Source organism: Lysinibacillus sp. NPDC095746, assembly GCF_044763535.1.
Lineage (GTDB): Bacteria > Bacillota > Bacilli > Bacillales_A > Planococcaceae > Lysinibacillus.
In genome coordinates, this window is sequence record NZ_JBIWGL010000035.1 from 1 (window position 1) to 26,834 (window position 26,834).

The window sequence follows — 26,834 nt, forward strand, 5'->3', positions numbered from 1 at the left end:
ATTTAGGCCCACCATTATTCCGAAGTAGCTCAGTTGGTAGTAGCACCTGACTGTTAATCAGGTTGTCGCAGGTTCGAGTCCTGCCTTCGGAGCCATTTTTTGTGGGGAAGTACTCAAGAGGCTGAAGAGGCGCCCCTGCTAAGGGTGTAGGTCGGGTAACCGGCGCGAGGGTTCAAATCCCTCCTTCTCCGCCATTGGCCCGTTGGTCAAGTGGTTAAGACACCGCCCTTTCACGGCGGTAACACGGGTTCGAATCCCGTACGGGTCATACTGAAATGCAGTAGATGTACATTACATCTACTGCATTTTTTTATGGTACTTTATCAAACAGCGAAAATTCCTTTCCGTCTAATGCTGTTGCAGTTAGAATAGCTCGTTCCATCGAGTCTGCTTATTCATCATTCCCGCCTACCAGGTTTAGAGACAATCGTGTATAGCCTTCATTTGGCCTTGGCTCTAAACTATCTAAAAAGCTAAAAACCAACTTTAAGATCCTCGTCTCTCTCATAAATAAAACAATAAAATTAGGCAATTAATTTAGAAAAAATAAATATATTTAGTATTTGCTTTGTGCTCACTATTGAATTGGGCAAATAATCCATGGTAAATGGTCATAATATTGGTATATCCTTTGGAATATATCTATCTTTCTTTTATAATGGGAATGAATAGAATTCATAGGAGGTAATAAATGTGAAAAAAAAGCAGAGTAAATGGATTATGAGTGCAGCTTCTGCTGCTTTGATTGCTGCAGCAGTTGTTCCTACTGCAAGTGCAGCTAGCTTTACAGACATAGCAAAAAGTGACCATAAAGAGGCCATTTTGGCACTAGCAGATGCAAAAATTGTAGCTGGATATCCAGATGGTTCATTTAAGCCAAACGGGGTCCTTACGAAAGGCAATGTAACAAAATTTTTAGGGAAATGGCTTGTATTAGAACACTTCCAAGTGCCAGCAGACTACAATAAAAAAGTACGTTTTACAGACATGCCTACATCTTCAAAAGATAAAGAATTACTACAGTATGCAGCGCTTATAAATGATAATGGTATTTTCAAAGGGACTAACAACAAGTTATTACCTTCTGAGTATATCTCACGCGAACAAATGGCTTCTATTTTAGTACGTGCAATTGAAAAAGTTTACGATATCGATTTAATTGCGATGTATAAAAAAGAAAACTTTAAATCATCTATTACAGATTTAAAAGTAGCTTCACCAGAAAATCATGAGGCTATCACCGCATTAGAATATGCAAAAATTACAAATGTAAAGACATTTAATCCGAAAAAAACACTAACACGTGGTCAATTTTCGTCATTTTTACATCGTTCAATGACGAATATCGGTGAAATGGTAAGAGGTCCTGAAGTGTCCATCCAAACAGTTAAAGTTATAGATGCAAAAACACTACAGGTAACATTAACAGATGGGACAAGCCATAAGGTAACATTAGCGACACCGCTTACTGAAAATGTGGAAACGAAGGTAGATTTCAAGATTAATGACAAGTCATATTCCGCTGTTGTTACATATGAAGTGAATGAGTTAAATGTACAATCAATTGAGGGCATTAATGCTTCTCAGATTAAAGTTGTTTTTAACCAAGCGATTGATCCACTTTCTGTGATAAAAGCAGATGGGAAATTACAGGATAATGTTGTAGCTTTCTCTAATGTCGATACTTTAAGAGCACTATCGGTTATAAAAACAGAAATCAGTGCTGATAAAAAATCAATCATCTTTACAATGAATGAACCATTAAAAGGTACACATCGTTATGTGTTCAGCAACATCAAAGCGGAAAAGGGTACAGTGCTTCAAAAAGTAGATGCGAATTTTGTTATTGCTGGAGATACACAAGCGCCTACGATTTTAGGAACAACGCAAGGAAAAAATTCTTCAATCGTTAAAGTGCAGTTTTCTAAGCCAATGGCAGCATTTCCAAATGAGCGCATTCAATTTACATTAGCAAATGGTACAAAGGTATCGAATGTAGTTGGAAGCATTGAGCAAAACTCAACTGAAGCAACATTTGACTTATCAGCTGCAACAATGAATGGTGTGTATTTAGCGCCTGGTACAGCTGTTCAAATTACATTCGTAGCGGCAACAGATATGGCAGGGAATATTATTTCACCGAACCCTTCTACGGTAACAGTGAAAAAGGGAGATAAGGATGGTGTTCCGCCGACACTATCTTCTGTTACACAAACTGGACCAAATACGTTCCAGCTATTGTTCTCAGAGGAAATTCAACCACTTTATTCATATGACCTTTCAGTGAAAAGCGGCCAGACTACAATTTCTGTGAATTCTGTAGAAAAAGATCCTAAAAATGGTCGTTTATTTAATGTTACGGTGGATCCAAAAAGCTCGCTTCAAGGAATTACAACGATTGGGACAGCTTCTAGTCGTGTAATAACCGACTTATCAGGTGAAACGGCAACATTCTCAACAGCGTATAACTTTATAAGAGATGACAAAGCGCCAGCGCTAATGAATTCTGAAATTGTTTACGGTGATAGTGTAGAATATTTACAATTAACTTTCGATAAGCCAGTACAGTTAGGCGTTAACGCAAAAGCATCATTTACTGGGAAATTCGTCAATAATTACATTTTATATGAGGTATCAAGAGGACCTCAAAGTGATATTCAGATTGTAAAAGATCAACCTACGAAATTACGTGTTAAAATGGCAGGACTGTTAGGCATGTATGATACAAAGGGAGCTCTTTACGACGGCAAATTAAATTTATTTAATGTTACTAATTTATACGGTGTGCCAGTCACTGAAGTGCCAAACGTTAAATTTACACGTAACGGTGATTTAAATATAAATGGCAATAAATTAGCTTTATCGCAATACAATGCAATTCAAACATCTGCAACAGATTATTCTATTAAAGATAATAATATTGTTTATTTAAATTTCAATTATCCTGTTGATCCAGCACTTGCTCAAAATGTTCAAAATTATAGTATTGATAATGCTCAGGTAGAAAGTGCAGTTGTAGAGGGATCCAATTTAAATCGTATTAAGCTCACATTGAAAAAAGATTCAAATTATTTTAATGGCACACGCAACTTCACGATTAAAGGCTTAAGAGCAGCAAACTCTATGGAACCATTTGATGAGGTGCGCACATCCATTAACCTTAAAGAAAATAATGCACCAAAGGTTGTAACTGTTAATGTTAGTAATTCACAAACATTAGAGCTTGTTTTCAGTGAACCAGTAATAAACGTTAATAATTTGGATTTTAATATTACCGTGAACGGTTCTTCGGTAGCAGCAACTACCTATCCACAAGGTAATGATAGAGTATTAATTACAATACCTCAGAATAGCTATTTATTTGAAAACGGCAGAAGTGTTACGATTCAAGCTTCACCTCGTAATGATATTATGGATTTCAATGGGAATAAATTAGATTTCACTTCTCAAACAATTACAGTACAAAGATAATTTATCTTTAATTAAAAAATAGCATGCTGGATATATTCTCAGCATGCTATTTACTATCTTTTTATTGCGATTTCACTAATGGGAGATAAACGGTGCTTTATGCACGTATTTTGTATTATCAATATGATCAATGATAAAAGTGGCTATATCTTGATTCGTAATTTTTGTACCAGGCATATCCGTCAGGTTTTCCTTTATCTGACTGGATATTAAGCTATCTTTTACAAACGGTAATCTAATTAGTGTCCATTTGATCTGTTTGTTATTTAATAAATATTCCCATTCCAATTTTTTATCTTGCATCATTTTTGAAAGGAAAACTTCAAATATCTTTGCTCCTAAACGATTCATCATGCTTTTTTCGTCCTCTTTAATCGTTAGAGAACCACCTGAAACACCTATATAACGACTAATGTTTAATTCTTTCATCACATTAAAAATATTATTTGTAACTTTGCTATATATAGGTTCCTCTTTCGTTGGTTGACCAAATGTATTAATAACAACTTGACTATCTTTAAGAAGTTCTCGGATGTTTTCTATATCCTGTACCGACCCTTTCACTATTTCAATTGCATCATTTTTATCCAGTAACTTTTCAGGATTTCTAACAAGCATCCGCACATGATATCCTTTTTGTATGGCTTGAGTTGCTATATGCCTTCCTACTTTCCCTGTTCCTCCTATTATCGCTATCTTATAGTTATTATCCATTATATACCTCCTATTTAATATGTTGGTAAATATACGATATGTCCTATCAAAAGGATTCAAATTTTCTTTTTTACAAAAGTATGTAATATGGTTTTGTTTTGCAAATCTATAAGCTAAGATGAAAATAGTACAAAAACTAGGGGGGATATGGATGGGGAAATTATTGTGGACTAACAACCAACAATATTTGTTACAGAAGAATGTAGAACAAGTAGTACCTTTTCTACGTCATTTTTCACCAGAACAAGTAAATCGCGTTAGTAAATTTCAGCGTACATATGAGAAATTTGAAAGTACTCCATTACGATGCTTAAATACCTTTGCATCATTCGTAGGGGTACAAAGTATTGTGGTAAAAGATGAATCTTATCGATTTGGCTTAAATGCATTTAAAGTATTAGGTGGCGTGTATGCAATTGGGCAGTACGTTGCTAAAAAGTTAGATAGAAATATTGATGAGCTATCGTTTGACCAGCTTAAATCACCAAAAGTAAAGGAGCAGTTAGGGGACGTAACGTTTATTTCAACGACAGATGGCAATCATGGTCGAGGAGTGGCATGGGCTGCTAGAGAGCTTGGTTTGAAAGCACGCATTTATATGCCTGCTGGCAGTGCAGAGGAGCGCCTCCAAAATATTCAAAAAGAAGGTGCATATGCTGAAATAACAACAATGAATTATGATGATACCGTTCGTTATACATCACAACTAGCAACAGAAAATGGATGGGTCGTTATTCAAGATACGATGTGGGAAGGCTATGAAGAAATTCCGTTATGGATAATGCAAGGCTATACAACACTAATAAAAGAAGCTGCCCTGCAGTTGGAAAAAGCACCTACCCATGTATTTTTGCAAGCTGGAGTTGGATCTTTTGCGGGGGCAGTTGTAGCTTTCTTACAACAATACTATCAGCAAGAAGTTACATTTGTCTTAGTTGAGCCTTTTGTAGCGAATTGCTATTATGAAAGCTTTAAAGCAGGAGATGAACAGTTTGTAACGGTTGGTGGAGAGATGCAAACAATTATGGCAGGTCTTGCTTGTGGTGAGCCGAATCCACTTGCTTGGGACCTGTTAAAGACTTATACGAAGGTAAGTATTTGCTGTGATGAAGAAGTTGCTGCAATAGGTATGCGGATTTTAGGACATCCACTAGCGACAGATGCACGAATTATTGCTGGAGAATCGGGAGCTGCCCCAGTTGGATGTTTTTATGAATTGATGACGAATGAACAATATACAGAGCTGAAGGAAACATTACAATTAGATGAAAATTCTCGAGTGTTGTTTATTAACACTGAAGGTGACACAGATGTAGAAAACTATAGAAATATTGTGTGGCATGGCAAGTATGCAAAAATTTAACTTCTTGCAGTGGATGTCCAAACATTTGTACCTGTCGCTACGCATTCGGTACAAAAGACATCCGCTAAAATAAATCCAACTTAGTCTAAGAACACCACGCCCTGTGACAACGGCTGAGTAGCCAACGTCTGCTGTTGCTGGCGCTTCGCTTTCGCACAGAGAGAACCATGTTGCTGGCGCTTCGCTCTCGCACAAAAAACATTTGTTGGCCTAAACCCAACGGATTATGCCGAGGCATAATTGATTTTAAAGAAAAAGCAAACTAGTGTTAATTAAAACGTTCTAGTTTGCTTTTTTTATTTACTGGGTCGGATTATCAGGCGCCAGTCGGAACAGAAATCAACCTAACGTTTTTTCTTAATTTTTTTCTTGACCTTAACGTTGCGTAAACATTTACAGTAGCATTAATGGAGGTGAAAAAATATGGAATATACAATTCAAGAGCTTGCTCAATTATCCGGGGTTAGCACAAGAACACTGCGTTATTATGATGAAATTGAATTACTAAAGCCTGCAAGAACGAATGAGGCTGGCTATCGATTTTATGGACAGTTTGAAGTTGATATGCTCCAGCAAATTTTATTTTATAGAGCATTAGATATGAAGCTAGCAACCATTAAGGAAATTATTAAAGCGCCAGATTTTCAACATACAGAGGCACTCAAAAATCATCGTACTGCTTTACTGAAACGCAAGGAGCAGCTGGAAAAGATATTACAAACAGTAGAAAAAACTATTCAATCAATTGAGGAGGAACAACCGATGGCAAATGAAGAGAAATTTAATGGACTAAAAGAGAAGTTAATCGAGGAAAATGAAAAGCAATATGGTCAAGAAATTCGTGCAAAATATGGTGATAAAACAGTTGATGCATCGAATGCAAAGGTAATGAATATGACAGAGGAACAGTATGAAGCAATGCAACAACTAGAACAGCAATTATTTAATCGTTTAAAAGAAGCGATGGAAATCGGCGATACGAACAACGATGTGGCAATGGAGGTTGCAGAGCTTCATAAGCGTTGGCTTTGCTTTACATGGTCACAATATTCTAAAGAGGCACATGCAGGTATAGCTCAGATGTATATAGCGGATGAACGCTTTTCAGCATATTACGATGAGCGTGTTTCTAAAGGAGCAGCACAATTTTTACATGATGCCATCATCAATTATACTCTGGCGTAATGTACTGAATGAAGATAAAAAAATAAGTGATTCATCCACATGCTTTCATGTTTTAGAAATATTAATTTAGGAAAAAATGAAGGCATGAGGAGGAGATTTTTTTGAACCCACAAGTAATGGAAAAATTAAGAAAGCAATTAGAGCAAGAATTACAGGAAATAGAGAAGCGACTTGAGGAATCAGAGCGTCCACAAGCGACAGAGCTATCTAATTATGATAATCATCCAGCTGACAATGCGAGTGATCTAACAGATCAGCTAACGGAAATGGCGATTGACGAGCACCGGGGTGACGATGCTGAAGAAATAAAAGCTGCACTACAAGCGATGGAGGACGGTACGTATGGTAAATGTGCTGTATGTGGTGAAGAGATTCCTATTGGTCGCTTAGAAGCTATGCCGAAAGCATTGACATGTGTTGAGCACGCAGAGCACAAAGAAGAAAATTTAAGGCCAGTAGAGGAAGATGTGTTGTCTTCTACGCCAAGGTCGGACGATTTCATAGAACTTGAGGAATTTGGCTCTTCTGATACACCTCAAGATAAAAGTTAATAAGCAATTTCGCTCACAGGCAGTATAATAGCTGTATGGGGTGAGGATATGGATATAATTGATTTACACTGCGATGCTCTTTTGAAATTAACAACATTAGAAGCGGCAAAATTTGAAGATGATGTACGTTTGCAAGCTAATCGACAGAGATTACAATTAGGGCGTGTTAAGGCACAAGTATTTGCTATTTTTATTAATCCTAAAATTCCGCAAAGTATGCGATTTTTAGAAGCAGTGCGGCAAATTGAAGCCTTCCATTCACATGTATTACAAACTGAGGGCATGGTGCATATTACGGATTGGTCGCAATTAGATACTTTAGCTCCGCATGAAATTGGTGCAATTTTAAGCTTAGAGGGCTGTGGTCCAATCGGTGAAGATTTAGCAAAGCTTTCTGCAATATTAGATGCAGGAGTGAAGCTAGTCGGCTTAACGTGGAATGAAGAAAATGCTGTGGCCCACGGTGCTGAACAAGATGCAAGCCTTGGTTTAAAATCATTTGGTAAAGAGGTTATAGACTTGCTAAATGAGCGAGATATTATTATCGATGTCTCGCATTTAAATGAACAGAGTTTCTGGGATGTCTTACCACTAGCGAAGCATATTATTGCGAGCCATAGCAACGCACGTGCAATTTGTGATCATCCAAGAAATTTAACGGACGCTCAGGCAAAAGCACTTGTCGAGCGTGGAGGGCATATTCATGTTGTTTACTACCCGCCTTTTATCCATGACAATGCTACAATAGATGATTTAGTAGCGCATGTGAAGCATTTAGCGAATATAGTAGGGGTAGAGCACCTTGGATTAGGTTCAGACTTCGATGGAATAGATGCAACTGTAAAAGGATTAGCACACGCAGGAGAGGTACAAAATTTGTTAGAGGCGTTACATGAACATTTTTCAACCGAAGAAGTTCGAGGTATTGCAAGTGAAAATTTTAGATGCTATGTAAAAAATGCAGCAGCCCGTTAAAGCTGCTGCATCTTTAACCAATTAAGCCGTGGCATAATTGATTAATATTAATAAAAGAAATATTGAATTAATAAACCGATTCCTAAGAGGAAGCCGAAGAATGTATTTGTTTGCGCTGTAAATTTCATCGCAGGCATAACTTCTTTCGCTTCTTTTTTATCGCGGAAAATTTGGATTGCACGAAGCGGTTTTGGAACGCTTAAGAAAATGATTAGAGCCCAAAAAGTAATTCCATCAATTGCTACAAGAGCAATTACCCATAAATATGAAACGATAAAAAAGCCAGATAGCACAGAAATGGCATTATCTCGACCTACTAAAATAGCAAGCGTTCTTCGACCACCCTCTGTATCGCCAACGATATCACGGATATTGTTGGACAGCATGATAGCTCCAACTAAAATCATACTTGGTACTGAAAGCAAAACAGCGTCTAATGTCACAGTAAGCGTTTGAATATAAAATGCGATTAAAACAATTCCCATTCCCATAACAGCGCCAGATACAATTTCTCCAAATGGTGAATAGGCTATTGGGTATGGTCCGCCAGTATATAAAAAACCAATAAGCATACAAACAAGCCCAACAGCAGCAAGCCACCAAGAGGTTGAGGCACATATGTAAATGCCGAGCAGCATAGCGATTGCGTAAAAGCTTAAGGCAATCATCATAATTGTTTTTGGTTGAACACCGTGACGCACAATCGTTCCGCCGATACCGACAGAATTTTCATTGTCCAATCCTAATTTGTAATCGTAATATTCATTGAACATATTTGTTGCTGCTTGTATAAGCATACTTGCAATGAGCATAGCAAAAAATAGTCCAAAATCAATTGTTTGTTTTTCAATTGCTAAAGCAATCGCTGTTCCTAAAAATACTGGAACGAATGAAGCGGTTAAAGTATGTGGACGTGTTAAATGCCACCAAACTTTAAAACCCCTATCAGCTTCAATGACTTTGGTCATAAGGTCTTTCTCTCCTTCGAATGTTGTAGACTATTCTTATTTTATACGAAGAATGAGAAAATGGATAGGTTCACAGCTTATTATATACAGTTCAGATCAATTATGCCTTGGCATAATTGCGTCCGGAATCGGCTTTGTGCTTGCACAAAGAACTCCTTTCCGATTACGTGACATCCGCCGGAGGCTTTTAACTTCTTTCAGCGGCTGTTTGGACACCCGCTGAAGAGTAGCTTAAATCCGCATTCATTTCACCACCTATAGAGGAGGGAGTCTTCTGCTGAAAGAAGTTAAAAAAAATGATACAATAGAACATGCATTTATGAACTGAAAACAATCATTAAGATAATAGCAACAGTACGAAGAATAGGCTAGCAAATAAAAAATGACGGCTATTTTAAGAAAAAAATATGATGCGAAAAAGTACAAATGCTCATGTCATTATGCAAAGTTTTGGTCAATTGTTCTAAAGAAAAAGTTCATCACCAAAAGTTTGGGTGACATTTGTTAAAACGTCTACTAAGAACGAGTACAAAACATGCATCATTCATTATGTACATTGCAACAACGGAGGTAATTTTCATGCAACAGAAGTGGTACCAAGCCACAGAGGTAGAAGTGGACTCTTTGGGCCAACGCCTTCATTTTTATATGGAAACAATTGAAGTTAGTCGCTTATCGGCGCTCGCATTTTATGCAGCGGGCGAGGAGCATTATAAAGGTGAACGATTTTATTGGCAAAACAGAGAAAAAACGATGACATTAGTAGGGCTAGGACATGCCTATACGATTCAAAATAACGCCAAAAATGATCGCTTCGATGCAGTAGAAGCAGAGTGGAAAAATTTAACGAAAAACTGTGTGAAGGGACAAAGCGAGCTACAGCCAATTTTGTTTGGCGGATTTACATTCGATCCACAAAATGAAGTAACTGGGGAATGGACAGACTTTCCAGAGGCTTATTTTGCACTTGCAACTTACCAGCTTGTAATTCGTGATGACAAAGCGTTTGTAAGTATTCATCTTATTTCAAAAAATGAGCAAGCAGCATCTCAATTTGAAGCGCTACGTAAAGAGCGAGATCATTTAATTCATGCAGCTCAAGTAAAAGAAGTGAAAACGTATTCAAAGCCCGAAATCACAAGTTACTTTGAGCCATACAAGGAGGCGTATTTAGCTTCGATTGACCAAGTAACAGCATTGATTAAGCAGAAGAAAGCAGATAAAGTCGTTATTGCACGCTCACTAGCATTGCAATTTAAAGAACAAGTTTCTTCACCACAGGTACTCTCACAAATTATTCATGAGCAGCCAGAGAGCTATTTATTTGGTTTAGAACGTCAACAATTATTGTTCTTTGGTGCGTCCCCTGAACGTCTTGTAAAAGTAGAAGAGGGACGAGCCTTTTCATCTTGTGTGGCAGGCTCTATTAAACGTGGTAAGACAGCAGAGGAAGATGAAGCCTTTGGACAAAGCTTATTAAATGATGCGAAAAATGGTGGCGAGCATCAATATGTTGTCGATATGATTGCGGAAACATTCCGTAAAAATTGTATAGAGATGACAATACCTGATGGCCCACGCTTACTAAAAATTAGAGATATACAACATTTATATACACCTGTTGAAGGTCAGTTAAATAATGAGGCAACAATATTACAACTGACAAAATCTTTGCATCCAACGCCAGCTTTAGGCGGTGTGCCAAGGAAAGAGGCAATGGCAGCTATACGTAAGTATGAGCCTATGAATCGTGGGCTTTATGCTGCTCCAATTGGTTGGGTAGATGCTGATGGCAATGGGGAATTTGCAGTGGCCATTCGTTCGGCTGCTTTACTTAAGGACAAAGCTTATTTATATGCTGGTGGCGGTATTGTAGCAGATTCAGAGCCACAATCTGAATATGAGGAAACATTAGTAAAATTCCGTCCAATGCTTCGTGCGCTAGGAGGACAATTACATGAGTGAACGGAAAATATTAACGGATTATGTTTATAAAATGGTAGCATCACTAGTACAAGCTGGTGTTGAAAACGTTGTTGTCAGCCCTGGCTCACGTTCGACACCTTTAGCTTATGCATTTGCTTCAACGAAACAGCTTCATATGTATCGTCAAGTTGATGAACGATCAGCTGCCTTTTTTGCGCTAGGAATTGCAAAGGCTACAGCAAAACCTGTTGTTCTTTTATGTACATCGGGAACAGCTGCGGCAAACTATTTTCCTGCCATTGTTGAGGCAAGTTATGCTCGTGTACCGTTAATTGTCATTACAGCTGATCGTCCTCATGAATTGCGAGAGGTAGGTGCACCTCAGGCTATTAATCAACCGAATTTATATGGTACAAATGTCAAATGGAGCGTGGATTTCCCTTTGGCAGATGGTGCCACACCAACATTGCCGTTTATTGAGCGTCATACTGCACGTGCGGTGGCAGTGGCAATGAGCGCACCATTTGGACCAGTGCATATTAATGTACCGTTCAGAGAACCTTTGTTGATTGATTTTCAAGAGGAACTTCCAGAAGCGATATTTAAGCAGAGCAGTATGGGTCAGTTAGTACCTTCAAAGGAGACTCAACAAGAGCTATCGGAGATTTTACGTGCAACCAAAAGAGGTTTTATTATTATTGGTGAGCTAGCACTCGGTACAGATTTAACAATTATGTGGGACTTTATTCGCCAATTAAAATGGCCAGTCATTGTCGAGAGTTTATCTAATATGCGGTCGTCTGTCCCAGAAGATTGTCTGCCTTATATGATCACGACGTATGATGCCATTATGAAAAGTGAAGATTTTAAAGCATTAGTTGAACCAGATACGGTGCTACGTTTAGGAGCACAGCCTGTTTCTAAATTTATCATGCAATTTATTACGAAATCTCAGCCTAATGCTTATATTGTTGTCGATGAAGATCCGATGTTCCGTGATTCTACAGGTGTGTCTACTCATTTTGTTCATGCTAGTGTTGGTGAGTGGCTCACGCAATTAGCAATCTCTGAAACAGCACTAGAAACAGCGTATTTAGCTGAGTGGCAGGACGCTAATGATATTGCACTTGAGTATATTGAACATTATGCTGACGGTGCGATTGATGAGGGAGCAATGGTAAGTCGATTACTAAAATTGATTCCGAATGGCAGTGATATTTTTGTTAGTAGCAGTATGCCAGTGCGTGATATTGATACGTTTTTAATGGCGACACCGAAGGATATTCGGATTGTTGCGAATCGTGGAACGAATGGTATTGATGGTGTCGTATCAACTGCAATGGGCTTTAGTCAAGGGAATAATCGTGAAACCTACCTGCTTATTGGTGATTTAGCCTTTTTACATGATGTCAACGGTCTCATTGCTTCAAGATACCAGGAATGCAATTTGACAATAATCGTTATGAATAATGATGGTGGCGGTATTTTCTCTTATTTACCACAATCTACAGTTGAGGCGCATTATGAAGATTTATTTGGTACGCCAACAGCCCTTAAATTCCATGATATTGCCAATATGTACGATATGGATTATATACGAGTAGATGATATTTCAGAGCTATCAGTAAAGTTTACTACGATGAAAAAACGACCAATGCGCTTAATTGAAATTTTCACGAATCGAGAGGAAAATGTATATGCGCATCGTGCGTTATGGAATCGCATAAACGCAGGGTTAAAAGCATGGCAAAGCTAATGATTCGAGGGCTTGAAACATACGTAGAAATCTGGAATGAAGAAGCGGAGCAAACACTCGTTGCATTGCACGGTTTTACAGGTAGTACAGCTACATGGCGAAATTTAGCGAAAGCTCTGCCAAGTGTACGAGTTATTGCCATTGATTTAATTGGCCATGGCCAAACAGCTATACCTCAACAAATTTGTCGTTTCTCTATGCAAGAACAAATCCAAGATTTAGAGGAAGTTTTTGGCCAGCTACAGCTCAAGAAATTTACGCTACTAGGCTATTCAATGGGAGGAAGAGTTGCGTTATCGTATTCAACCTTCTACCCAGAACGTATTGACAAGCTCATTTTAGAAAGCGCTTCTCCAGGCTTACGAACTTCTAAGGAGCGTGCTGAACGCTGTCAGAGAGATAACGCTCTAGCTGAAAAAATAATTAGTAACGGTTTGTTATCATTTGTTAATGCGTGGGAGAACATTCCTTTGTTTGAATCTCAAAAGCGTTTATCACATAGTGTACAAGAAGCTATTCGATTAGAACGACTTTCTCAGAAGGAGGAAGGCTTGGCAGGTAGCTTACGAGGGATTGGTACAGGCAGTCAGACATCGAATTGGATGTCATTGGAGAAGCTTGAATTTCCTGTTCTATTAATTACAGGCTCACTTGATGAGAAATTTTGTAAAATCGCACTAGAAATGAAAGCGTTATTAAAAAATGCCAAGCATACGACGGTAAATGACGCAGGACATGCAATTCATGTGGAAAATCCCGCTGAGTTTGCTACAATAGTAGAGGAGTATTTAACGTAATATAATTTTTACGTTATCGCCTCGATTTTGAACGAGACGAATTTAATTATTAGGAGGCAATTCAATGACACGTCAATGGACAAGTTTACATACTTATGAAGACATTAAGTATGAGTTCTATAACGGTATCGCAAAAATTACGATCAACCGTCCAGAAGTGCGCAACGCATTCCGACCAAAAACGGTAATGGAAATGATCGATGCTTTTTCGCGTGCACGTGATGACAAAAATGTTGGGGTTATCATTTTAACTGGTGAAGGTGAGCATGCCTTCTGTTCAGGTGGAGACCAAAAAGTACGCGGCCATGGCGGCTACGTTGGTGAAGATGAAATCCCACGTCTAAACGTTCTTGATTTACAACGTTTAATCCGTGTTATTCCAAAACCTGTAGTAGCAATGGTTGCAGGTTATGCAATCGGTGGAGGACACGTATTACACGTTGTCTGTGACTTAACAATTGCTGCTGACAACGCTCGTTTTGGACAAACTGGACCAAAAGTTGGTTCGTTCGATGCTGGGTATGGCTCAGGCTATCTTGCACGTATTATCGGACATAAAAAGGCGCGTGAAATTTGGTACCTTTGCCGTCAATATGATGCACAGCAAGCACTTGATATGGGATTAGTTAACACGGTTGTTCCTTATGAACAACTAGAAGATGAAACTGTACAATGGTGTGAAGAAATGCTACAAATGTCTCCAACTGCTCTACGCTTCTTAAAAGCAGCAATGAATGCAGATACAGACGGTTTAGCAGGTCTTCAACAAATGGCTGGTGACGCTACTCTTCTTTACTACACAACAGATGAAGCTAAAGAAGGTCGTGACGCATTCAAAGAAAAACGTCAACCAGATTTCGGTCAATTCCCAAGATTCCCTTGATTAACTGAAACGTTGAACGGCTCGTATCTTAATGAGATACGAGCTTTTTGTATATCTAAAGGGACGAGACGGATAAACTTGCTAGAGTGACGGAAAGTTGTGGCTAGCGACGGAACATGAAGCTTTAGCAACGGAACAAGATGCAATAGCAGCGGAACACCATGTTTTAGCGGCGGACCAAGATGCATTAGCGACGGAAAGCCATACTTTAGCAGAGGGACAGCATGTCAAGTGACCTAAATTGCATAATCAAGTAGCAGAAAATCGTGTCGGAGTACCGAATAGACGGATGATGCGATAAAGCGGTAAGATTAGGCTGATTGGAGGAATAATGAGATGTATTTAAATTGGATTTTACAGCGAGCGTATTTAACACCTTTACGAAACGGTTTAACATATAATGGGCAGACTTGGACATTTCAAGAATTAAATGATTTATCGTTAAAACGTGCACGTCAACTTACAGCACTGGATATTAAGCAAGGAGACCGTATTGCTATAATGGGGCCGAGTAAGCCTTCCTTGGTCATTATGATGTACGCGTGTATGCATTTACAATGTGAAATGGTCATGCTAAATCGTAGGCTAACACAGGATGAAATTGCCTATCAGCTAGAGGATTCGAAAGCTATGGCAGTATTAATTGCAGATGAGGATGTTGAAAAATTACCATCACATACGTCTTATTATTTATTTTCTACTATAGAAAAAAGTACGGAAGCGGCTATTGATATTACGAAAGAATGGTCTTTAAACCAAACGACATCGATTATGTATACATCTGGCACGACTGGTTTTCCAAAGGGCGTTTGTCAAACTGTCGGAAATCACCAGGCAAGTGCAACGGCATCCGTTTTAAATATTGGTTTGCATGCGGATGATACTTGGTTATGTGCTGTACCCCTTTTTCATATTAGTGGCTTTTCTATTTTAGTGCGCTCACTATTGTACGGTAATAAAGTGCATTTATATGATCAATTTGATGCAGAAGCCATTTCCAAAAATATTATGGATGGCGAGGTTACACATATGTCGGTAGTCGCTGTCACATTGGAAAGGATTTTACATACCCTTGAAAAGAAAAACGCAAAAGCCTCACCGAAATTTAAAATGATGCTAGCAGGTGGTGGACCAGTGCCAGAAGATTATTTAAAGAGAGCGCATGCATTAAATTTAGCTGTAGCTCAAACGTATGGTATGACTGAAACTTCGTCACAAACTGCAACATTAGCAAATGAGGATGCGATGCGAAAAATTGGTTCCGCGGGAAAACCGTTATTTTTCAATCAAATTCGCATTGCTGAGCCGAATGACAATGGTGAAGGAGAAATTTGCATACGTGGCCCACATGTTACACCGGGGTATATTGGTCGTTTTGCCGACAAAACTGCAACGATTGATGGATGGCTTCATACTGGGGATATTGGTTATATAGATGAAGATGGTTATTTATTTGTCATTGATCGTCGGGCTGATTTAATTATATCAGGTGGCGAAAATATTTATCCTGCTGAAATCGAAAATGTACTACTTACACACCCTGCTGTTAAAGAAGCGGGAGTATGTGGCATTGATGATGATGCTTGGGGGCAAGTACCAATCGCCTTTGTTGTATTAAAAGAAGAAGTACAGGTAGAGCAAATACGAGCATTTTGTCAAAAGAAGCTTGCGAAATATAAAATACCAAAAGATATTATTGTTACGGACGAGCTCCCTCGAAACGGTGCCAATAAGCTACTTCGTAGAAAATTAATGCACGAATAACAAAAAGAAGCCTCCATTATAGGTGTTTGACATTAAGGATTTAATTTTTTAAGATCGATTTTCGAAATGGGGGTAAAGCAATGAATTTTCAAGATTTGATGAAATTTAAAGGATCTATCTATTTAAACAAATTGTTTAAACCAGAAGAAAATTCTTTGAGAGTGCTTATCGATAGGTGTAATGTGAATAATATCAAGGGGTTCGTGAAAATTACAGATAAAGTTGAAATAGAAGCATCCTCAGAAGCTGCTCATCGGACGCCCCCAGGAAGCTTTGCTCCGCAGAAAGCGAAGTGTCACGACAAAGCGTCTAGTCGAAACGGAAATAAACCCCTCATTTTGCTCAAAAGCCATACTTCCATTTGTTTCATTTAAACAGTAGTTTTTTTAACACTATAAAGAAGCCTTCATTTATAAGAAGGCTTCTTTTATTCGTTTTAAGAATCATTTTTTAGTAAATTTTTACGATTAAATTAATCATTCATTAACATAATAAGAAATTACACGCATAAACTAGTTATTAAAGGAGAAAGACTCATATGAGAAAATATATATATAATGTTGTCATTATATTATTTGTTCTACAAATGAGTCATGTGCAAGTATTCGCAAACTATGAACAAAAGAATATCGCAACGGCCAATACAATAGAAACACTACAACATCTTATTCAAAAACAAGTCATGCAATTATCTACTGAATTTGATATTCGTTATACTGGTAATACGTCGGAAATAAAAGATGAACTATCAGAGCTTGTAAAACATGCTATTCAGGATCCATATATTTACGCCAATGTTTCTGGTTTTAAATGGAAATATGATGGCTATGCCAATAATATTGTCATTAGTTTTGTGTTTACCTATCATATTACACAGGAAGAGGAGGCATTCGTAGAACAGACTTTGACGAATATTATTACACCTATGCATGGATTAAGTGAACTGCAGAAAATACAGGCTGCACATGATTTTATCGTTCTATCTGCTGAATATTCGAAGGACACGAAAGGAAGTCAATATTCTCCCTACACATTACTTACGGAGAACAAGGGAGTTTGTCAGGCATATGCTCTAGTGCTTTATCGAATGCTAGAGAGGCTAGGCTTTGAGGTACAATATGTACCAGGAAATGTAGGGGAACAATTACACGCCTGGGTTTTAGTGAAGCTTGATAATGAATGGTATCATATCGATGTTACATGGGATGATCCATTGCCTGATCGTAAGGGGGAGGTCCGTTATCATTATTTTTTAGTGTCTGATCGCCAATTAGCTCAGGATCACTCTTGGGACTATGCGAGTTTCCCAGCTGCTACAAGTGAAGCTTATGGTGATTTACAAAAAACGGATAAGGTTGAAGTTGTTACGAAACCAATATTGGATAGTCATTTTGCCTTTGATAAAGGGCTATTCATTTTAAGTAACAATAAACAAACAGTTAAACAATTAATAGATCAGTCTAGACTGCTTTTAAAAAGTAATAACAGCGATAATGCTGTTCAGGTGCATTTAAATGAATGGGAACCAATCATTTTAGAAAGTAATATAGCCCAAGTAAAGGGTAATCGAAAGATAACACAAAATGCTATCCATAAGAAAAAAGGGCTAATTAGTATTTATAGAGTGGAAAAAAGAATGCCACAAGAAAAGTACGTCATAATAAAGGAGGTGCCCTATATTGTTCGGGGCACCTCCTTACTCATTTATTTTTGTTCATGTCCAAACGATTATTTCATTGCAGTATTTAAAGTTTTAATATTTCTCTTCATAAGGGTGAAGTAAGTTTCATTATTCTTTACATCATCTGCTGTTAAAACACTTAAATTATGCAAAACAAGAGATTCTGCTCCAACCTCTTTTTGGATAACTTCAGCTAATTTAGAAGAGACATTTTGCTCGAATAAAATGTAGTGAATATGCAATTTATTTGCTTTATCAACAATCGCCGTAAGTTCTTTTTGAGAAGGCTCGTTTTGTGAGTTTAACCCGGCTATTGGAACTTGCTTTAAGCCGTATTGTCCTGCGATATAGCCAAATGCTGCATGAGATACGAAGAACGTTTTCTCTTGCGCTTTATCAGCCATAGCTTTAAATTCATTGTCTAAATCTTGTAGTTCTTTTACTAATGCCTCGTAGTTAGCTGTAAATGTAGCTTCTTGTGCTGGCATTTTGTCAACTAGAGTGTTTTTAATGGAAAGTGCTAAGTCTTGACTAATAGTTGGAGATAGCCAAACATGTGGATCTACATTACCGTGATCATGGTCCTCATGTCCGTGTCCATCTTCCTCTTCGTGATCATCATGTGAGTGACCTGTGCTCATAGCTAATTTTTCATCTGAAACCTGATCTGCAGTTGCTACCATTGTTACATCTTCATTAGCTAGAGTCTTTTTAGCATTTTCAACAAAGCCCTCTAGCCCTAAGCCTATATAGAAAAATATATCGGCATCTGCTAATTTCATCATATCTTTTTGTGTTGGCTCAAATGTGTGCTCATTGGCGCCGGCAGGGTAAATTGATGAAACATCTACAAAATCGCCACCAATTCGTTGTGCAAAATAATTTAATGGATAGACAGTTGTATAAATTGTTAATTTATCCTTTGTCTCTGACTGTTTGGATGTAGCTGTTTTATTTCCACAGGCAGCAGTGAATAGGGCAAGAACTGAAATTAAAAATAACAAAATTACTTTTTTCATGTTATAGTATACCTCTTTCAAATAGTAATCATTACGATTTGTTTTTTTGAACAGTTTCTATAATAACGCACATATGTAAAAAGCACAAGAAAAAATGACCCTCGAAAATTAATTCTTTTTCGAAGGCCATTTTTCAGGTACTGGATCAAAGCCACCTGGATGAAACGGATGGCATTTTGATATACGTTTAATTGTTAAATAGAATCCTTTAATGGCACCATGTTTTTGAAAAGCTTCAAGTCCATAGGAGGAGCATGTAGGATGGAAGCGACAAGATGGTGGTGTCATGGGTGATATAAATTTTCTGTAAAACTTAATGAGCCATATAAAGGGATATTTCATAGTTGTTTATCCTTTTGTTGAGCGTTGATTTGCTTAGGCTTAGCATCGATAGTTTGTGTAAAGAAATTGCTTTTTTTCTTCAACAAGACAATAACAGAAACGCCAAACATAAGCATCATCATTGCGATCATAATGATTATTGGTAATGGTACTCCCATTGCGTTCACTCCAAATTCTATTTGTTAATAATATTATAAAAGAATGTCTTAAAAAAATGTACTAAATGAACTAGTCATCATCTTGATGAAAGCTTTGCTGTGGTTTATCATCGACTGTATGTTTAAAAGCATACGCACGGTTGACACTTAAAATAGTCGCGACCGTTACTAATATTACGATGATTGCTGCTACAACTAAGAGTGTGATTAAACTCATGGCATTCACTCCGTTCCTTATTCATACTTTCTATTATAAATTAGATAATCTTACTTAGTTGTGAAGGAAGTTTGACATTCCAGCGAATAAAACAGTCCTTTTACCACCATACTATGGTAAAAGGAGTGTTTTGTAGAGATGGATCGTCAACGTGTATATTTTTCACTTGCCAATAGAACGTATTATACAAATCCATATGCAGGACAGTGGAACTTTGAACTCAACATAGATCGCCAAGCATTAGATGTATTTGAAAAGATTTTTCAGCAAATGCAAATGTTAGAAATCGCAAATGCGTGGCGAGCGCAATTGCCCTATATACAGTATCATCTTGATAGAGAAAATGATGAAATTGATTTGCGATTAAAAAAAATCTATGCACTTGTTCATGAGTATGGGGATGCGGATACGAAGGCATTTGTTGAACAACTTCCATATTTCAATAAACGTGTCTAAAGGTAGGGTCACTGAAAAACATCAGTGACTTTTTTTATTGATGAAAGCTAATTTCTCTTGGCACATGTTTTTAGGCAAAAAACATTATAATTTGTGGCATTCGAGATCGAATGAACATAATAGTAGATGTCGTATTACCTCTTGTTATATAGACGCCTATCGCACCGTTTAATGAAGTAATATTAGTAATTTTATTTGTTGATTGTACATACGTGAATACTCTATAGTGAAATAAAAGGTCATCATGGTAACGCTGATTCGACTCAGTGTATGAATTTAGAATAAGGAGTTGAAGAGCATGTTTACATTTACAGATTTAAATGGTTTACAAGTGGATTTAAGTTTTAAAAGAGGCGAATTAGACACGGAGCCTAAGCATGTACTTGTTTTATTAAAACATGAAAATAAGTGGTTATGTACGATTCATAAACGACGTGGTGTCGAGGTTCCAGGTGGAAAGCAAGAACCTGGGGAAACATTGGAGCAGGCAGCAATTAGGGAAGTATTTGAGGAGACTGGTGTGCATGTGAAAAATCTTAGATGGTTTGCAGAATACGCCGTTCATGATGACATTTTATTTTGTAAAACGGTCTTTACCGCGCAGTTTGCGGGACAGGAGGACATTGAATTCGATTTAGAAACTTCAGGGATGATTTGGCTAACGGATGAAGAATTTGCTCACCATCCAAATTTAAGCTTTCATATGAAGGATGCAGGAATGCAAAAAATGCTGGAGGAGTTGAAGCATTATGATCAATGGTAAGATCGTTGGAAAACGTCCTTATCCTTCGCCTAATCCAGCTATTCGTTTAACGGAAATCACGTATATATCACATGGCCTACGTGTGAAGGGATTACTAGCTGAACCTAAGGCAGAGGGTACATATGATGGCTTTTTATATTTACGGGGAGGCATGCAAAGCATTGGCATGGTTAGACCTTCGCGTGTCGCGCAATTTGCAGCTCAAGGCTTTATCGTTTTTGCTCCATATTACCGTGGCAATCGAGGTGGAGAAGGTCGAGATGAATTTGCAGGAGCTGATAGGTATGACGCTGTATACGCAGTAGACGTGCTAAAACAGTTTTGCAATGATAATATTCATGTCTTTGGTTTTTCACGTGGTGGCATTATGGCGCTTTGGACTGCTATTTTACGTAGAGATATTACATCTGTTGTGACATGGGCAGGCGTATCTGATGCAACAGCTACATATTGGGAGCGGACAGATATGCGCAGGATGATGAAGCGGGTTATTGGAGGGACGCCTAATCGTGTACCAGATGCTTATGATGCACGAACACCACTTTTTGAGATAGAGCACATTACAGCTCCAGTACTTATTATTCATGGCTATCGTGATGAAAATGTAGATATTGAGCATGCGAGACAATTAGAATTTTATTTAAAGGAAGCTAATAAAAGATATGAAACATGGTATGATCTTCGCCATGCTCATCAGTTTCCACCGGCCGAAAATCGAGCAACAGTACATGCACTGTGTGAATGGATGAAACGTCAGTAGATGACGCTTTGAACTTTTTTGTTTGAAAAACTGCTCAGCGAGCCCGAAGAATTGCTCAGGTAGACTAAAAAACCGTACAGGTGCTTCCTGTACGGTAGAAATATTTACTCTGTATATTTTGCTAGGAAGTTATTAATAGTTTTCCAGTAAGAGTCTCCAGCAACGCTTTCTGCAAGGCTATGTCCGGCACCTTCAACTATAAATTTCTCCTTCGGTACATTGGCAGCCTCGTATACTTTATCTAGCATATCAGATGGAACAAATGTATCATTACTTCCATGAATGAATAGCATAGGTGTTTTCGATTTCGCTACTTGCTTGACGCTATCTGCTTCACCAAGCGTATAGTCAGCCTTTAACTTCGTTACAATTGACGAAAACTGCATAATGGGGAATTCAGGTAAATTAAAGAGTGCTTGCAATTGATAGGAGAATTCATCCCAAACTGAGGAATAACCACAATCTTCAATAATAGCCTTAACATTGCCAGGTAGATCCTCTCCTGAGGCCATCATCACTGTAGCACCTCCCATGGAAACACCATACAAAATAATTTCAGCGTTGTTATTAGAACTGATCACATTATTAATCCAAGAGACTACATCAAGTCGATCATGCCAACCCATACCGATATAGTCACCCTCACTTTTTCCATGAGCCCTTGCATCAGGTACGAGAACATTGTAGCCTGTCTCATAAAAATGCTTAGCATACTTTGTCATTTGTGAGCCATCAGATGAATATCCATGGAAAACAATTGCCCATTTATTTGTTTCGTTTGTATTTTTAAGTGTATAGGCATGTAATTTTAAATCATCGAAAGACTGTATATAAGAGTCCTTGTAATTGTCTTTAAACCACTTCTCGCTCTCTTCTTTTTCTTTAGCATCCTTAGGACTAACAGCAATAGAATTGTGCGGAGCATTAAACACATCTGATTTATCAGTATTTGGATTTAAGGCAAAATTATAAAAATAATTCCCTGCAAAAAATCCGGCTACAACAAACAATACTAATAGCAGACTGATAACGGTAATCATCACTTTATATTTTTTTTTCATAACTATCCCCCTAAAACTACTATTATGAATTATACACAAAGTTACTAATATGAAAAGTAGAAAATAGGGAAATAAAAAAAGGGAACGACTGAAATCGTTCCCTTTGCTTAGTAAATTATTTTAATGGACCGCCAAGTTTAGTGATAGCTTCAGAAACATTTGAGAATTTCTTGAAGTTTTCGTTGAATAAACCAGCAAGTTCAGCAGCTTTTTTATCGTAAGCAGCTTTGTCTGCCCATGCATCACGAGGATTTAGCACTTCTGTCGGTACACCTTCAATAGAAGTTGGAATGTTTAAACCGAATACTGAATCTTTAATTGTTTCAACAGCAGTTAATTTGCCATCAATGGCTGCACGTACCATTGCACGAGTGTAAGAAAGCTTCATTCGGCTACCAGTACCATATTCGCCACCAGTCCAACCAGTGTTCACTAAGAATACTTGTGCACCGTGCTCGTCAATTTTTTGACCTAACATTTCAGCATAAACTGTTGCTGGAAGTGGAAGGAATGGAGAACCGAAGCAAGTAGAGAATACTGGTTCTGGCTCTGTTACACCACGTTCTGTACCAGCAAGTTTAGATGTGAAACCGCTTAGGAAGTGGTACATTGCTTGCTCTTTTGTTAATTTACTGATTGGAGGTAATACACCAAATGCATCAGCTGTTAAGAAGATGATTGTTTTTGGGTGACCTGCAACAGATGGATCAACAATATTTTCGATGTATTGAATTGGATAAGCTACACGCGTATTTTCTGTTAATGAACCATCATCATAGTCACAAACTCGAGTTTCTGGATCAACAGCTACGTTTTCTAGAACAGAACCGAAGCGGATTGCGTTGTAGATTTCTGGTTCTTTTTCAGCAGAAAGGTTAATTGTTTTTGCATAGCAACCGCCCTCAATGTTGAATACACCGTTATCAGACCAACCGTGTTCATCGTCACCGATAAGCTTACGGTCAGGATCAGCTGATAAAGTTGTTTTACCAGTACCAGATAAACCGAAGAATAATGCAACATCTCCAGCTTCACCAACGTTTGCTGAGCAGTGCATTGAAAGGATGCCTTGCTGTGGTAACAAGTAGTTCATAATACCGAAAATAGATTTTTTGATTTCACCAGCGTATTCAGTACCACCGATTAGGATAATTTTCTTTTCAAGTGATACAATGATGAATGTTTCAGAAGCAGTACCATCAATAGCAGGATCTGCTTTAAAGTTAGGAGCTGAGATAACTGTGAAGTCAGCAACATGAGAAGCCAATTCTTCTGCAGTTGGACGGATAAATAATTGATGAGCGAAAAGATTGTGCCAAGCGTATTCATTGATTACTTGGATGCTTAATTGTGAATCTTTGTCAGCACCAGCAAAGCCTTTGAATACGAATAATTCGTCACGTTCTTTTAAATATTTTACTACTTTTACATATAAGTTATCGAACACTTCAGAAGAAATTGGTCGGTTAACTTTTCCCCAGTCAATTTTATCCTTTGTGCTCTCTTCTTCTACCGTATATTTATCTTTAGGTGAACGACCAGTGTATTTGCCAGTTTCTGCACGAACTGCGCCATCTACTGTTAACATAGCTTCACCACGAGATGTTGCTTTTTCAGCTAATTGTGGTACTGAAAGTTGAACATTAATGTTACCGCCGTTTAATAATTCCTTCAGTTCGTTTGCAATTTCTACTGAATTCATCGATTAAATACCATCCTTTTTTATAGTATTCCCTTGAGTCTGAGGGAGATTTTCTTAATTTCAAAAATAGTATAACACAATTGCTTAAATAATCTATACTAATTCAGAAATTATTTTTCAGATTTTATTACTTTTCAAGAAAACGACAAAAAGTAAATTGATTCGTTTTGATAATGCTTTTTACCCTATTTATAAGTGATCACACATTCACTTTCGACACAGCAAAATTGTGTTTGGAAGCTTGGCTGACATGGGGTTCGCACAGGATGTGAAGTTTTAGCTTGTTTTTATAGTTGGAGCGTGTCTTCGACTAAAAAGGGGCTCAATCATATTCATCCACCACATGTTCTGTAGCTAACGCCTTGCTTTTGCTACAAAATGTACTGTAAAGGGTTACACATATGTTAACACATGATGTGAGGTGGAGAGTAGGGATTATTTTGTTTTAATTTACAGCATAAGCCAAATTCCTTGCTGCATAAAGCCCATACTTTCTTTATAAGAATACATTCAATTATGCCACAGCATAATTTCGTCCAGAGACTTTAAATGGTTTTCGCATGAAAGCATGCTAACGTAGCGTCAGACATTCGCTGGAAGAAGATAAAAATATTTGACAATGTTCGACCATTTACGTATTATGAGATATTGAACGGATACTCTTATCCCGAGCTGGTGGAGGGTCAGGCCCTGTGAAACCCGGCAACCTGCATGAACTATTTCACGACATGCGCTGGTGCCAATCTGATGCAAGGGGAAACTCCCTTGAACGATAAGAGTGAAAGGTTACGAAGTCATTATTCCTTTCCTCATGTTAAGTAAGCGTGAGAAAAGGATTTTTTTATTGTTAAAAACGAATTAAAGGTAAGTATACAGTCCTTTCCTTATTATAATGACGGATCTTTCGAAAATCCTCGTGTTAAAAGCAGCAGCTGTTTAGTTGTGCGAAAGCGTAGTGACTGTAACAAATGTTTACTGTGCGAAAGTGCAACGACAGCAACAACGGCTTGAGAGTTCAATCCTTATGGGCGAACTTGACATGGGTAATGAGTACCGTATTAATTCGCAAATATTATTTGTAAAAGTAATAGGAGGAAAATCAAATGACAAACCGTCGACTGTTTACATCAGAGAGTGTAACAGAGGGACATCCAGACAAAATTTGTGACCAAATCTCGGATGCCATTTTAGATGCTATTTTAGCAGAAGATCCAAACGCGCGTGTAGCGTGTGAAACAACAGTAACAACAGGCTTAGCGTTAGTAGCAGGAGAAATTACTACTTCTACTTATGTAGATATTAAAGGTATCGTTCGTGATACTGTAGCAGAAATCGGTTATACACGTGGGAAGTATGGCTTTGATGCTGAAAACCTAGCAGTACTTGTTGCGATTGGCGAGCAATCACCTGATATTGCCCAAGGAGTTGACCAAGCATTAGAGGCGCGTGAAGGTTCTATGACAGACGCTGACATTGAAGCAATTGGTGCAGGTGACCAAGGTTTAATGTTCGGTTATGCATGTAACGAAACGCCAGAGCTTATGCCATTACCAATTAGTTTAGCGCATAAATTAGCTCGTCGTTTAACGGAAGTACGTAAATCTGGTGAATTAGCATATTTACGCCCAGATGGAAAAACGCAAGTAACGGTTGAATATGATGAAAACAATGTACCAGTACGCGTTGATACGATTGTAATTTCAACACAGCATGATGAAGAAGCTACACTTGAGCAAATTCAAGCAGACTTAAAAGAATTCGTTATTGCTCCAGTTGTTCCAAGTGAATTACTAGATGCCGATACTAAATATTTCATTAACCCAACTGGCCGATTCGTAATTGGTGGTCCTAAAGGGGATGCTGGTTTAACTGGACGTAAAATCATCGTTGATACATACGGTGGCTATGCACGTCATGGTGGAGGTGCTTTCTCAGGTAAGGACGCAACTAAGGTAGACCGTTCAGCGGCATATGCAGCACGCTATGTGGCGAAAAATATCGTAGCTGCTGGTTTAGCTGATCGAGCTGAAGTACAACTAGCTTATGCGATTGGTGTTGCTCAACCTGTATCTATTGCTGTTGATACATTTGGAACAGGAAAAGTTACGGAAAGTGAAATTGTAAAATGGGTACGCGAGCTATTTGATCTACGCCCAGCGGGGATTATTAAAATGCTTAACCTTCGTCGTCCTATTTATAAGCAAACTGCCGCATATGGTCACTTCGGTCGTACAGATTTAAATGTACCTTGGGAACAAACAGACAAAGCTGACGCATTAAAAGAAAAAGCAGGTTTATAAACTATTTAGCTAAAGCAATGAA

At 38.0% G+C, this 26,834-nt stretch carries 25 protein-coding genes, 3 tRNA genes and 1 riboswitch; of the genes, 20 read left to right on the forward strand and 8 right to left on the reverse strand.

The features are described from left to right. The first annotated feature begins 18 nt into the window (after positions 1-18). The 4 genes from ACIQ7N_RS20185 (at position 19) to ACIQ7N_RS20200 (ending at position 3,471) form a co-directional block, all read left to right on the forward strand. Positions 19-95, forward strand: a tRNA-Asn gene (locus ACIQ7N_RS20185). Positions 96-103: 8 nt separating this feature from the next. After that, positions 104-194: transfer RNA gene (locus ACIQ7N_RS20190), tRNA-Ser, on the forward strand. Positions 195-196: 2 nt separating this feature from the next. Then, positions 197-268 (forward strand) — tRNA-Glu (locus ACIQ7N_RS20195). A gap of 425 nt (positions 269-693) precedes the next feature. After that, positions 694-3,471, forward strand: coding sequence for an S-layer homology domain-containing protein (locus tag ACIQ7N_RS20200; protein WP_402935510.1), 2,778 nt, complete (start codon positions 694-696; stop codon positions 3,469-3,471). 75 nt (positions 3,472-3,546) lie between these two features. On the opposite strand, the gene ACIQ7N_RS20205 is transcribed toward ACIQ7N_RS20200, so the two are convergent. Continuing rightward, entirely contained in the window at positions 3,547-4,185 is a 639-nt protein-coding gene (locus tag ACIQ7N_RS20205) for an NAD(P)H-binding protein (RefSeq protein WP_402935513.1), read from the reverse strand. A gap of 151 nt (positions 4,186-4,336) precedes the next feature. Here ACIQ7N_RS20205 and dpaL point away from each other — a divergent pair, with 151 nt between their 5' ends. The 4 genes from dpaL to ACIQ7N_RS20225 all read left to right on the forward strand — a co-directional run bounded on the left by dpaL (position 4,337) and on the right by ACIQ7N_RS20225 (position 8,259). Next, complete coding sequence (gene dpaL / locus ACIQ7N_RS20210) at positions 4,337-5,548, forward strand: diaminopropionate ammonia-lyase (RefSeq protein ID WP_402935516.1); 1,212 nt, start codon at positions 4,337-4,339, stop codon at positions 5,546-5,548. Between the two features lie 423 nt (positions 5,549-5,971). Next, positions 5,972-6,733 carry a MerR family transcriptional regulator gene (locus ACIQ7N_RS20215; RefSeq protein ID WP_402935519.1) on the forward strand — a complete coding sequence of 254 codons (762 nt, stop codon included), beginning with the start codon at positions 5,972-5,974 and terminating at the stop codon, positions 6,731-6,733. 101 nt (positions 6,734-6,834) lie between these two features. Next, positions 6,835-7,284, forward strand: a complete 450-nt coding sequence (locus ACIQ7N_RS20220) for a TraR/DksA C4-type zinc finger protein (protein ID WP_132364624.1) — start codon at positions 6,835-6,837, stop codon at positions 7,282-7,284. Positions 7,285-7,332: 48 nt separating this feature from the next. Next, on the forward strand, positions 7,333-8,259 hold the full coding sequence (locus ACIQ7N_RS20225; protein WP_402935521.1) for a dipeptidase: 927 nt from the start codon (positions 7,333-7,335) through the stop codon (positions 8,257-8,259). A 47-nt stretch (positions 8,260-8,306) separates the two neighbouring features. Here the strand turns inward: ACIQ7N_RS20225 and ACIQ7N_RS20230 are convergent, their stop codons facing one another. Next, positions 8,307-9,227 carry a 1,4-dihydroxy-2-naphthoate polyprenyltransferase gene (locus tag ACIQ7N_RS20230; RefSeq protein WP_132364620.1) on the reverse strand — a complete coding sequence of 307 codons (921 nt, stop codon included), beginning with the start codon at positions 9,225-9,227 and terminating at the stop codon, positions 8,307-8,309. Positions 9,228-9,806: 579 nt separating this feature from the next. Here ACIQ7N_RS20230 and ACIQ7N_RS20235 point away from each other — a divergent pair. The 8 genes from ACIQ7N_RS20235 (at position 9,807) to ACIQ7N_RS20270 (ending at position 18,136) form a co-directional block, all read left to right on the forward strand. Continuing rightward, a complete protein-coding gene (locus tag ACIQ7N_RS20235; RefSeq protein ID WP_402935524.1) occupies positions 9,807-11,192 on the forward strand; it encodes an isochorismate synthase in 1,386 nt (461 codons plus the stop codon). Next, a complete protein-coding gene (gene menD, locus ACIQ7N_RS20240; protein ID WP_402935527.1) occupies positions 11,185-12,909 on the forward strand; it encodes a 2-succinyl-5-enolpyruvyl-6-hydroxy-3-cyclohexene-1-carboxylic-acid synthase in 1,725 nt (574 codons plus the stop codon). The genes ACIQ7N_RS20235 and menD overlap by 8 nt, the downstream gene beginning before the upstream one ends. Next, positions 12,897-13,706, forward strand: coding sequence for a 2-succinyl-6-hydroxy-2,4-cyclohexadiene-1-carboxylate synthase (gene menH / locus ACIQ7N_RS20245; protein ID WP_402935530.1), 810 nt, complete (start codon positions 12,897-12,899; stop codon positions 13,704-13,706). Before menD ends, menH begins: the two co-directional genes overlap by 13 nt. A gap of 64 nt (positions 13,707-13,770) precedes the next feature. Then, a complete protein-coding gene (gene menB, locus ACIQ7N_RS20250) occupies positions 13,771-14,589 on the forward strand; it encodes a 1,4-dihydroxy-2-naphthoyl-CoA synthase (RefSeq protein ID WP_132364614.1) in 819 nt (272 codons plus the stop codon). Between the two features lie 97 nt (positions 14,590-14,686). Continuing rightward, the gene (locus tag ACIQ7N_RS20255; protein ID WP_402935533.1) at positions 14,687-14,824 is read left to right on the forward strand and encodes a hypothetical protein; all 138 of its coding nucleotides are present in this window, start codon (positions 14,687-14,689) and stop codon (positions 14,822-14,824) included. A gap of 101 nt (positions 14,825-14,925) precedes the next feature. Beyond that, positions 14,926-16,353 (forward strand): o-succinylbenzoate--CoA ligase, encoded by a 1,428-nt coding sequence (locus ACIQ7N_RS20260; RefSeq protein ID WP_402935536.1) that lies wholly within the window; start codon positions 14,926-14,928, stop codon positions 16,351-16,353. Positions 16,354-16,433: 80 nt separating this feature from the next. Continuing rightward, positions 16,434-16,727, forward strand: coding sequence for a hypothetical protein (locus ACIQ7N_RS20265; protein WP_402935589.1), 294 nt, complete (start codon positions 16,434-16,436; stop codon positions 16,725-16,727). A 164-nt stretch (positions 16,728-16,891) separates the two neighbouring features. After that, complete coding sequence (locus tag ACIQ7N_RS20270) at positions 16,892-18,136, forward strand: transglutaminase domain-containing protein (protein ID WP_402935539.1); 1,245 nt, start codon at positions 16,892-16,894, stop codon at positions 18,134-18,136. Here ACIQ7N_RS20270 and ACIQ7N_RS20275 read toward each other — a convergent pair. The 4 genes from ACIQ7N_RS20275 to ytzI all read right to left on the reverse strand — a co-directional run bounded on the left by ACIQ7N_RS20275 (position 18,082) and on the right by ytzI (position 19,770). Beyond that, positions 18,082-19,053, reverse strand: coding sequence for a metal ABC transporter solute-binding protein, Zn/Mn family (locus tag ACIQ7N_RS20275; RefSeq protein WP_402935542.1), 972 nt, complete (start codon positions 19,051-19,053; stop codon positions 18,082-18,084). The two genes, ACIQ7N_RS20270 and ACIQ7N_RS20275, sit on opposite strands and share 55 nt — an antisense overlap. Positions 19,054-19,161: 108 nt before the next feature. Further along, entirely contained in the window at positions 19,162-19,395 is a 234-nt protein-coding gene (yidD, locus tag ACIQ7N_RS20280; protein WP_082172819.1) for a membrane protein insertion efficiency factor YidD, read from the reverse strand. Then, positions 19,392-19,553 carry a hypothetical protein gene (locus tag ACIQ7N_RS20285; RefSeq protein ID WP_248716946.1) on the reverse strand — a complete coding sequence of 54 codons (162 nt, stop codon included), beginning with the start codon at positions 19,551-19,553 and terminating at the stop codon, positions 19,392-19,394. Before ACIQ7N_RS20285 ends, yidD begins: the two co-directional genes overlap by 4 nt. A gap of 70 nt (positions 19,554-19,623) precedes the next feature. Next, positions 19,624-19,770 (reverse strand): YtzI protein, encoded by a 147-nt coding sequence (gene ytzI, locus ACIQ7N_RS20290; protein WP_132364604.1) that lies wholly within the window; start codon positions 19,768-19,770, stop codon positions 19,624-19,626. Between the two features lie 138 nt (positions 19,771-19,908). Between ytzI and ACIQ7N_RS20295 the strand changes: the two genes are divergently transcribed. The 3 genes from ACIQ7N_RS20295 (at position 19,909) to ACIQ7N_RS20305 (ending at position 21,749) form a co-directional block, all read left to right on the forward strand. After that, positions 19,909-20,226 carry a transposase gene (locus tag ACIQ7N_RS20295; RefSeq protein WP_132364602.1) on the forward strand — a complete coding sequence of 106 codons (318 nt, stop codon included), beginning with the start codon at positions 19,909-19,911 and terminating at the stop codon, positions 20,224-20,226. Between the two features lie 298 nt (positions 20,227-20,524). After that, positions 20,525-20,989: an NUDIX domain-containing protein gene (locus ACIQ7N_RS20300; protein WP_402935546.1), complete on the forward strand. Its 465-nt coding sequence runs from the start codon at positions 20,525-20,527 to the stop codon at positions 20,987-20,989. Further along, positions 20,973-21,749 carry an alpha/beta hydrolase family protein gene (locus tag ACIQ7N_RS20305; protein WP_402935586.1) on the forward strand — a complete coding sequence of 259 codons (777 nt, stop codon included), beginning with the start codon at positions 20,973-20,975 and terminating at the stop codon, positions 21,747-21,749. Before ACIQ7N_RS20300 ends, ACIQ7N_RS20305 begins: the two co-directional genes overlap by 17 nt. Positions 21,750-21,853: 104 nt before the next feature. Here ACIQ7N_RS20305 and ACIQ7N_RS20310 read toward each other — a convergent pair whose 3' ends face one another. Next, the gene (locus ACIQ7N_RS20310; RefSeq protein ID WP_402935548.1) at positions 21,854-22,810 is read right to left on the reverse strand and encodes an alpha/beta hydrolase; all 957 of its coding nucleotides are present in this window, start codon (positions 22,808-22,810) and stop codon (positions 21,854-21,856) included. Positions 22,811-22,925: 115 nt separating this feature from the next. Further along, entirely contained in the window at positions 22,926-24,512 is a 1,587-nt protein-coding gene (gene pckA / locus ACIQ7N_RS20315; RefSeq protein WP_248716943.1) for a phosphoenolpyruvate carboxykinase (ATP), read from the reverse strand. A 659-nt stretch (positions 24,513-25,171) separates the two neighbouring features. Continuing rightward, positions 25,172-25,291: riboswitch (SAM riboswitch) on the forward strand. Positions 25,292-25,615: 324 nt separating this feature from the next. Between pckA and metK the strand changes: the two genes are divergently transcribed. After that, complete coding sequence (gene metK, locus ACIQ7N_RS20320) at positions 25,616-26,812, forward strand: methionine adenosyltransferase (RefSeq protein WP_132364592.1); 1,197 nt, start codon at positions 25,616-25,618, stop codon at positions 26,810-26,812. The last annotated feature ends 22 nt before the right edge of the window (positions 26,813-26,834 follow it).

Coding starts and splice junctions, on each gene's coding strand:
- ACIQ7N_RS20205 (WP_402935513.1), bottom strand. CDS start 4,185: ATGGATAATAACTATAAGATAGCGATAATAGGAGGAACAGGGAAAGTA.
- dpaL (WP_402935516.1), top strand. CDS start 4,337: ATGGGGAAATTATTGTGGACTAACAACCAACAATATTTGTTACAGAAG.
- ACIQ7N_RS20215 (WP_402935519.1), top strand. CDS start 5,972: ATGGAATATACAATTCAAGAGCTTGCTCAATTATCCGGGGTTAGCACA.
- ACIQ7N_RS20225 (WP_402935521.1), top strand. CDS start 7,333: ATGGATATAATTGATTTACACTGCGATGCTCTTTTGAAATTAACAACA.
- ACIQ7N_RS20230 (WP_132364620.1), bottom strand. CDS start 9,227: ATGACCAAAGTCATTGAAGCTGATAGGGGTTTTAAAGTTTGGTGGCAT.
- ACIQ7N_RS20235 (WP_402935524.1), top strand. CDS start 9,807: ATGCAACAGAAGTGGTACCAAGCCACAGAGGTAGAAGTGGACTCTTTG.
- menD (WP_402935527.1), top strand. CDS start 11,185: ATGAGTGAACGGAAAATATTAACGGATTATGTTTATAAAATGGTAGCA.
- menH (WP_402935530.1), top strand. CDS start 12,897: ATGGCAAAGCTAATGATTCGAGGGCTTGAAACATACGTAGAAATCTGG.
- menB (WP_132364614.1), top strand. CDS start 13,771: ATGACACGTCAATGGACAAGTTTACATACTTATGAAGACATTAAGTAT.
- ACIQ7N_RS20260 (WP_402935536.1), top strand. CDS start 14,926: ATGTATTTAAATTGGATTTTACAGCGAGCGTATTTAACACCTTTACGA.
- ACIQ7N_RS20265 (WP_402935589.1), top strand. CDS start 16,434: ATGAATTTTCAAGATTTGATGAAATTTAAAGGATCTATCTATTTAAAC.
- ACIQ7N_RS20270 (WP_402935539.1), top strand. CDS start 16,892: ATGAGAAAATATATATATAATGTTGTCATTATATTATTTGTTCTACAA.
- ACIQ7N_RS20275 (WP_402935542.1), bottom strand. CDS start 19,053: ATGAAAAAAGTAATTTTGTTATTTTTAATTTCAGTTCTTGCCCTATTC.
- yidD (WP_082172819.1), bottom strand. CDS start 19,395: ATGAAATATCCCTTTATATGGCTCATTAAGTTTTACAGAAAATTTATA.
- ACIQ7N_RS20285 (WP_248716946.1), bottom strand. CDS start 19,553: ATGGGAGTACCATTACCAATAATCATTATGATCGCAATGATGATGCTT.
- ytzI (WP_132364604.1), bottom strand. CDS start 19,770: ATGAGTTTAATCACACTCTTAGTTGTAGCAGCAATCATCGTAATATTA.
- ACIQ7N_RS20295 (WP_132364602.1), top strand. CDS start 19,909: ATGGATCGTCAACGTGTATATTTTTCACTTGCCAATAGAACGTATTAT.
- ACIQ7N_RS20300 (WP_402935546.1), top strand. CDS start 20,525: ATGTTTACATTTACAGATTTAAATGGTTTACAAGTGGATTTAAGTTTT.
- ACIQ7N_RS20310 (WP_402935548.1), bottom strand. CDS start 22,810: ATGAAAAAAAAATATAAAGTGATGATTACCGTTATCAGTCTGCTATTA.
- pckA (WP_248716943.1), bottom strand. CDS start 24,512: ATGAATTCAGTAGAAATTGCAAACGAACTGAAGGAATTATTAAACGGC.
- metK (WP_132364592.1), top strand. CDS start 25,616: ATGACAAACCGTCGACTGTTTACATCAGAGAGTGTAACAGAGGGACAT.